The organism is Nocardia sp. NPDC055053, from assembly GCF_053608285.1.
The window spans coordinates 34701-41659 of the sequence record NZ_JBSGVD010000045.1; the positions used below are offsets into that span (position 1 = coordinate 34701).

The window sequence follows — 6959 nt, forward strand, 5'->3', positions numbered from 1 at the left end:
CCTGCCGGGCACGCCACGTCTCAGAGCAGAATGGGACCGCCGGTGGAGCCTTCGCGGGCGATCGCGGAGTAGGCCGCTGCCAGCAGCGACGGATCCGGTCCTTCGAGGCGGCCGGGCTTGGCCAGGCCGTCGAGCACCACGAACCGCAGCACACCCGAGCGGGTCTTCTTGTCGGTCTGCATCGCGTCCATCAGCTGCGGTAGCGCGTCACCGTCGTAGGTGACCGGCAGGCCGACGCTCTCCAGGATGGTGCGGTGCCGGTCGGCGGTGGCGTCGTCGAGACGACCAGCCAGCCTGCCCAGCTCGGCCGCGAAGACCAGGCCGACGGACACGGCGGCGCCGTGACGCCAGCGGTAGCGCTCGCGGCGCTCCACGGCGTGGCCAAGGGTGTGCCCGTAGTTCAGGATCTCGCGCAGGCTCGACTCCTTGAGATCGGCCGCGACGACGTCGGCCTTGACCTGGATCGCCCGCCGGATCAGTTCCGGCAGCACCTCACCGGTGGGGTCGAGGGCGGCCTCCGGGTCGGCCTCGATGAGGTCCAGGATCACCGGGTCGGCGATGAAACCGGCCTTGATGATCTCGGCCATGCCCGCCACGATCTCGTTGCGGGGGACGGTCTCCAGGGTGGCGAGGTCGACCAGCACGGCGCTGGGCTCGTGGAAGCTGCCGACGAGGTTCTTGCCCGCCTCGGTGTTGATGCCGGTCTTGCCGCCGACCGCCGCGTCGACCATCGCCAGCAGCGTGGTCGGCACGTGCACGATGCGCACGCCCCGCATCCAGGTGGCGGCCACGAAGCCGGCCAGGTCGGTGGCCGCGCCGCCGCCGAGGCTGACGATGGCGTCGTTGCGGGTCAGCCCGATCCGGCCGAGCACCTCCCAGCAGAACCCGGCCACGGCCAGGTCCTTGCCGTCCTCGGCATCGGGGATCTCGATGCGGTGCGCGTCGATCCCGGTGTCGGCCAGCGCTTTGCGCACCACCTCGGCGGTCTCGGCCAGCGGCGGCTGATGGAAGATCGCCACGGTCCGCACGGCGTTGCCCGCGGTGACCGCCTCGACGAGGTCGCCGAGCAGCCCGCGGCCGATGATCACCGGGTACGGGTCGGCGGTGCGGACCTGGATGGTGGTCGGCTCTGTCACGTGCGCTGCTCCGATTCTTTCTGGTCGTTGTTCTTGCGTCTGCCGCCGCGTCGCCGCGGCCTGTTGCGCCGCGCGCGATCGGCCTGCGTCGCGGCGCGGTCGGCTTCGCCGGACTGGCCTGCTCCGGTCCGCTGCCCGGTCGGCGCCGGGGTGCCGGTGCGCTGGCCCGCCGGGCGATCCGGCGATGCCGCACCGGACTGCTCGGTGCCCGCCGCGCGCGTCGCCGCCCTGCCGTCGGCGTCGCGGTTCGTCCCCGCGGCCGAGCGGATGCGGACACCGCCACGACGGGATCTGGTCCGCCGCGAGCGACGGGTACCGGTCGTCCGTGCACCGGCGGCCTCACCCTGCTGTGTGCCGCCGCGGATGCCCGCGGTGTCACCGGCCGGTGCGGCCTCGGTCCCGGATCGTGTTGTCGCCGAACCGGTCCGGTCGACCGTGTTCTGCTCGTTCGCCCTGCGGGCGGCCGCGGCGCGCGCCCTGGCGCGTCGCCGCGCCCTGGACCGGTTGCTGCCGATACCGGGCCTGCTGGTGACCGAACCCGAAGCGGCAGAACCGGTTCCACCGGAGGTGCGCTCGGCCTCGAGGTCGGTGCGCACCGATTCCAGGCCGAGTTTGGCCAGGATCATCCGCACCACCCGGCCGGGACTGCGCCCGTCGGTGCGCACCCTGACCGTGGCGACCTCGCGGTAGAGCGGGCGCCGGATGCGCATCAGCTCGCGGTACTTGGCGCCGGGATCGGTGCCGTTGAGCAGGGGTCTGGTATTGCTCGAACCGGTGCGCCGAAGTCCTTCGCCCACACTGATTTCCAGGTAGACCACGGTCGCCGCGCGCAGCACCTCGCGGGTCTGCGCCGACAGCACCGACCCGCCGCCGAGAGAGACGACGCCGTCGTGTTCGAGCACGGCCCGGCGCACCACCTCCTCCTCGATCCGGCGGAACTCCGGCTCGCCGTCGGTGGCGAAGATCTCGGGAATGGTGCGGCCGGTGTCGGCCTCGATGCCCGCGTCGGTGTCGTAGAGCTCGACCCCGAGTTCCCTGGCCAGCTTGCGCCCGATCGTCGACTTGCCCGAGCCGGGCGGCCCGACCAGCACGACGCGCGCGCGAGGTGCGGCCGCCCGCTCGGCGTCCGTGGTCTCGCCGGCGGTGCCGGGCGAGTCACCGACGGACCCTTCGGTGCCGACGGTCGATGGGGGGCCCGCGTCGTTGTCCTCCGCGGCCCCCTCCTGCCCCTGCCCGGTCACGACGTGCGGCTGTCCGCGGGCACGTGCGGGCGGTTGCCGATCCGCTTGACGTAACTGGTGATGTTGTCGAGGGTCTCGGCCAGCGAGTCGCCGCCGAACTTCTCCAGCGCGGCCTGCGCCAGCACCAGCGCCACCATCGATTCGGCGACAACGCCCGCCGCGGGGACCGCGCACACGTCCGAGCGCTGGTGGATGGCGACGGCTTCCTCGCCGCTGGACATGTCGACGGTCGCCAGCGCGCGCGGCACCGTCGAGATCGGCTTCATCGCGGCGCGCACCCGCAGGGCTTCGCCGTTGGTCATGCCGCCCTCGAGGCCGCCTGCCCGGTTGGTCGAGCGCAGCACGCCGTCGGGGCCGGGACGCATCTCGTCGTGCGCCTGGCTGCCACGCCTGCGCGCGGTCTCGAAACCGTCGCCCACCTCGACGCCCTTGATCGCCTGAATGCCCATGAGGGCAGCGGCAAGGCGCGAGTCGAGCCGCTGCTCACCGCTGGTGAACGAACCGAGCCCGATGGGCAGGCCGTCGACGATCACCTCGACGACGCCGCCGAGGGTGTCGCCGTCCTTCTTGGCCGCCTCGATCTCGGCGATCATGGCCGCTTCGGCCTCGGCGTCGAACGCGCGGACCGGGCTGGCGTCGATCGCGTCGAGATCGCGCGGGCCGGGAACGACGCCGGTGGTGTTGGCCGCGGTGCCGATGGACACCACGTGCGAGATCACCTCGACGCCGAAGGCCTGGCGCAGGAAGTTGCGGGCGACGGTGCCCGCCGCGACGCGGGCCGCGGTCTCGCGCGCACTGGCCCGCTCGAGGATCGGGCGGGCATCGTCGAAGTTGTACTTGAGCATGCCGGAGTAGTCGGCGTGCCCGGGGCGCGGACGGGTGAGCGGCGCGTTGCGCGCCATCCCGGCGAGCTCGGCGTCGTCGACGGGGTCGGCCGACATCACCTCGGTCCACTTGGGCCACTCGGAATTGGCGATCTCGATCGCGACCGGACCACCCATGGTCCTGCCGTGACGCACGCCGCCGACCAGGGTGACCTTGTCGGCCTCGAACTTCATCCGGGCGCCGCGCCCGTAACCGAGCCGACGGCGCGCGAGTTGTGCGGAGACATCGTCCGATGTCACCTCGACTCCGGCGACCATCCCTTCCAGGAGGGCAACGAGAGCGGGACCATGGGATTCTCCGGCAGTTATCCAGCGCAACACGCCGACTATCTTCCCATGTCGACACGCGTAGGCGGGCACGTGGTCCGACGTGACGAGCGGCACGTCGGTGGTGCGCGGGGCCGCGCGGTGACGGCCACCGGCCCGATCGTGCTGCACCGACCCCCTCCGGACCGTCATCGGGTGCCCGCGCCAGGTGCGCGATCGGCTCGGCGCGTCGCGGTGGTCATGCCAGCGCCATCGCGGTCACGGTGGCCAGGCACATGGCTGGACCGTGCGGCACGACGCGCCCGGACGGCGCCGACCGTACGTCCTCGTGTCCCAGCCCGGAACGCAACCGGTGGCTGCCCAATACCACCACCGCGGCCGTCCCGGTGAGCAGCGGCGCGGCGATCGCGGCCCACACCCAGGCGGGCGGCCCGGCGAGCGCGGCGGCGGCGCCCAATCCCACCGCGAGTTTCACGTCACCGGCGCCCAGCGCGGCGGGCGAGAGCAGATGGGTGACCAGGTACGGCATCGTCAGCAACGCGGCCCCGATCACCGCCGTCGCCAGGCTGCCGGTGCACAGGGCATACAGGAACACCGCGGCGGCACCGGCGCCGGTGAGGGCGTTGGGGAGCCGACGGGCATGGATATCGAGGACGCCGAGCAGCAGGCACCAGGCGATGAGCAGGCAGAACGCGGCAGTGGTCATGGATCTGATCGTGCTGCGCACCGGCCACCGGATCGAGACCTCGACCGCGAATGTGGACAACTCCGGGCGATGTGGACAACACCATCTCCAGTTACGGCGCCGACAGGCGCGCCCACGCTGCGAAAAGTGCCGGGTTCGGTGCCGACGTGTCGCTCGTTCGGCGGTAGCGTTGACCCATGTGTGCTGACTACACGGGTCCTGATCACGCGGCACGACGCGGCGCCCTGCGTAACCTGCTGGTGGAGAACGGCGTCGACGCGCTGCTGGTGACCGATCTGGTCAATATCCGCTACCTGACCGGCTTCACCGGATCCAATGCCGTGCTGCTCGTGCACTCCTGGGACATGCGTGGCGCCGAGGACAGCACCGTCATCGGCACCGACGGCCGCTACTCCGCCCAGGTGGCCGCGCAGGTGCCCGATCTGCGGGCCGAGATCTCCCGTGCGACCGCGCGCCGCATCCTCGAGCTGGGCGGGGAATGGCAGCTCGGCCGGGCCGGCTTCGAGAGCCACGTGGTGACCGTCGCCGAACACCAGTCGTTCCAGGAACAGCGCACCGGGCTACAACTGGTGCCGACCAACGGGCTGGTCGAGCAGCTGCGCATGGTCAAGGACCCCTACGAGATCGCCCAGCTGCGCGCGGCCTGCGCGGCCGCCGACGCCGGCCTGGCGAGCCTGCTCGAGCGCGGACTGATCCGGCCCGGCCGCACCGAACGCCAGGTGGCGCGCGACCTCGAATGGGCGATGTTCGAGCACGGCGCCGAAGCCGTCTCGTTCGAGACGATCGTCGCCGCGGGCGTGAACTCGGCCGTTCCGCATCACCGCCCGACCGGCGCGGTGCTGGCCACGGGCGACTTCGTGAAACTCGATTTCGGCGCCGTCGTCGACGGCTACCACTCCGACATGACCCGCACGCTCGTGCTCGGCGCGCCCGAGGCCTGGCAGCGCGAGATCTACGAACTGGTCGCCCGCTCGCAGGCCGCGGGCAGGGAGGCGCTGAAACCGGGCGCCGAGACCGCCGAGGTCGACGCGGCCGCCCGGGTCGTCATCGAGGAGGCGGGGTACGGCCCGCAGTTCGTGCACGGCCTCGGACACGGGGTCGGGCTCCAGATCCACGAAGCGCCGGGAGTGGCGAAAACGAGTACCGGTACACTTCTTGCTGGCGTGGCGGTGACCGTCGAACCAGGTGTGTACCTTCCCGGCCGCGGCGGGGTCCGGATCGAGGACACGCTCGTGGTGCGCGAAGGGGTCCCGGACCTGCTCACCCTCACCAGCAAGGACCTGACCGTCGTCGAGTGACGCCGGTCCCCCAGAGACCGCAGTAAACGAACGAGGAGATCCGAGGACAGTGGCGGACACCAGCGACTTCAAGAACGGCCTTGTGCTGAAGATCGACGGTCAGCTCCAGCAGATCGTCGAATTCCAGCACGTGAAGCCGGGTAAGGGCCCCGCCTTCGTGCGGACCAAGCTGAAGAACGTCGTGTCCGGCAAGGTCGTCGACAAGACCTTCAACGCGGGCGTCAAGGTCGAGACCGCGACCGTCGACCGGCGCGACATGACCTACCTGTACCACGACGGCACCGACTACATCTTCATGGACGGTGACACCTACGACCAGATCTCCATCCCGGAGGCCACCATCGGTCAGGGTGCGCGCTTCCTGCTGGAGAACATGGGCGTGCAGGTCGCCGTGCACGAGGACGCGCCGCTGTTCGTCGAGCTCCCCGTGACCATCGAGCTCGTCGTGCAGCACACCGACATCGGCCTGCAGGGCGACCGCTCCACCGGTGGCACCAAGCCCGCCACCCTCGAGACCGGCGCCGAGGTCCAGGTCCCGCTGTTCATCAACACCGGTGACAAGCTGAAGATCGACTCGCGCGACGGCAGCTACCTCGGCCGCGTCAACGCCTGATCGTGACGGACTCGCCGGCAGACAAGAAGGGCTCGTTCAAGAAGCTGGGCGCGCGCCACAAGGCGCGCCGCCGGGCCGTCGACCTGCTGTTCGAGGCGGAGGCACGCGATGTCGACGTCTCCGACCTGCTCGCCGAACGCGCTGACCTCGCGACCCGCGACCAGAGCGTGGCTCCCGTGCACGCCTACACCTCGGTCCTGGTCGAGGGCGTCGCCGACGACCTGGACCGCGTCGACGGCACCATCGAGGGCTACCTGCAGGACTGGACGCTGTCCCGCCTGCCTGCCGTCGACCGGGCGATTCTGCGGATCGCGGTGTGGGAGTTGTTCCACGCCACCGACGTTCCCCCGGTGGTCGCGGTCGACGAGGCCGTCGAGCTGGCCAAAGAGCTGTCCACCGACGACTCCCCGTCGTTCGTGAACGGCGTGCTCGGCCAGGTCGTGCAGGTGGCGCCGCAGGTGCGCGCCGCCGCGGCCGCCACCAGGGCCGCGCGTCCCGCGCCGGAGGACCGCTCGTGACGAACAAGTACCTCGTGATGGTCATGCGCACACCGGATTTCGACCAGTCCGTGGTCGAACCGCACCGCGCGTTCCTGCAGGAGCTGCTCGCCAAGGGCCAGCTGCAGGAGAGCGGCCGGTTCACCGACGGCGCCGGTGGCGCCTACGTCGTCCTGGCCGAAAGCCTCGACGCCGCAACGGCAATCGCGCACGCCGACCCGGTCCACACCACCGGAGCGTCGGAACTGACGATCTACGAATGGGAGATCACCGTCTCGGCGTGAGATCTCTCGACGACGGCCGCGCATCCTCGAGGA

Annotated in this window: 7 protein-coding genes and 1 pseudogene; 4 read left to right on the forward strand and 4 right to left on the reverse strand. The window is 71.1% G+C overall.

The genetic code is table 11. The annotated features are described in order from the left end of the window. Positions 1 to 20: 20 nt before the first annotated feature. The 4 genes and pseudogenes from aroB to ACWF82_RS30535 all read right to left on the reverse strand — a co-directional run bounded on the left by aroB (position 21) and on the right by ACWF82_RS30535 (position 4234). The gene (gene aroB / locus ACWF82_RS30520; RefSeq protein ID WP_452506791.1) at positions 21 to 1136 is read right to left on the reverse strand and encodes a 3-dehydroquinate synthase; all 1116 of its coding nucleotides are present in this window, start codon (positions 1134 to 1136) and stop codon (positions 21 to 23) included. Between the two features lie 608 nt (positions 1137 to 1744). Next, positions 1745 to 2227, reverse strand: a pseudogene (locus ACWF82_RS30525) (shikimate kinase); the annotation flags it as partial. Between the two features lie 146 nt (positions 2228 to 2373). After that, positions 2374 to 3582, reverse strand: a complete 1209-nt coding sequence (aroC, locus tag ACWF82_RS30530) for a chorismate synthase (RefSeq protein ID WP_452506802.1) — start codon at positions 3580 to 3582, stop codon at positions 2374 to 2376. Positions 3583 to 3766: 184 nt separating this feature from the next. Beyond that, the gene (locus tag ACWF82_RS30535) at positions 3767 to 4234 is read right to left on the reverse strand and encodes a prepilin peptidase (protein ID WP_452506793.1); all 468 of its coding nucleotides are present in this window, start codon (positions 4232 to 4234) and stop codon (positions 3767 to 3769) included. Between the two features lie 176 nt (positions 4235 to 4410). On the opposite strand from ACWF82_RS30535, the gene ACWF82_RS30540 reads away from it, so the two are divergent. The 4 genes from ACWF82_RS30540 to ACWF82_RS30555 are packed head-to-tail and all read left to right on the forward strand — an operon-like array spanning position 4411 to position 6926. Beyond that, positions 4411 to 5532, forward strand: a complete 1122-nt coding sequence (locus ACWF82_RS30540) for a M24 family metallopeptidase (RefSeq protein ID WP_452506795.1) — start codon at positions 4411 to 4413, stop codon at positions 5530 to 5532. A 49-nt stretch (positions 5533 to 5581) separates the two neighbouring features. After that, on the forward strand, positions 5582 to 6145 hold the full coding sequence (gene efp, locus ACWF82_RS30545; RefSeq protein WP_379088395.1) for an elongation factor P: 564 nt from the start codon (positions 5582 to 5584) through the stop codon (positions 6143 to 6145). Between the two features lie 2 nt (positions 6146 to 6147). Further along, entirely contained in the window at positions 6148 to 6663 is a 516-nt protein-coding gene (nusB, locus tag ACWF82_RS30550; RefSeq protein ID WP_189023664.1) for a transcription antitermination factor NusB, read from the forward strand. Continuing rightward, positions 6660 to 6926 (forward strand): YciI family protein, encoded by a 267-nt coding sequence (locus ACWF82_RS30555; RefSeq protein WP_452506796.1) that lies wholly within the window; start codon positions 6660 to 6662, stop codon positions 6924 to 6926. The genes nusB and ACWF82_RS30555 overlap by 4 nt, the downstream gene beginning before the upstream one ends. The last annotated feature ends 33 nt before the right edge of the window (positions 6927 to 6959 follow it).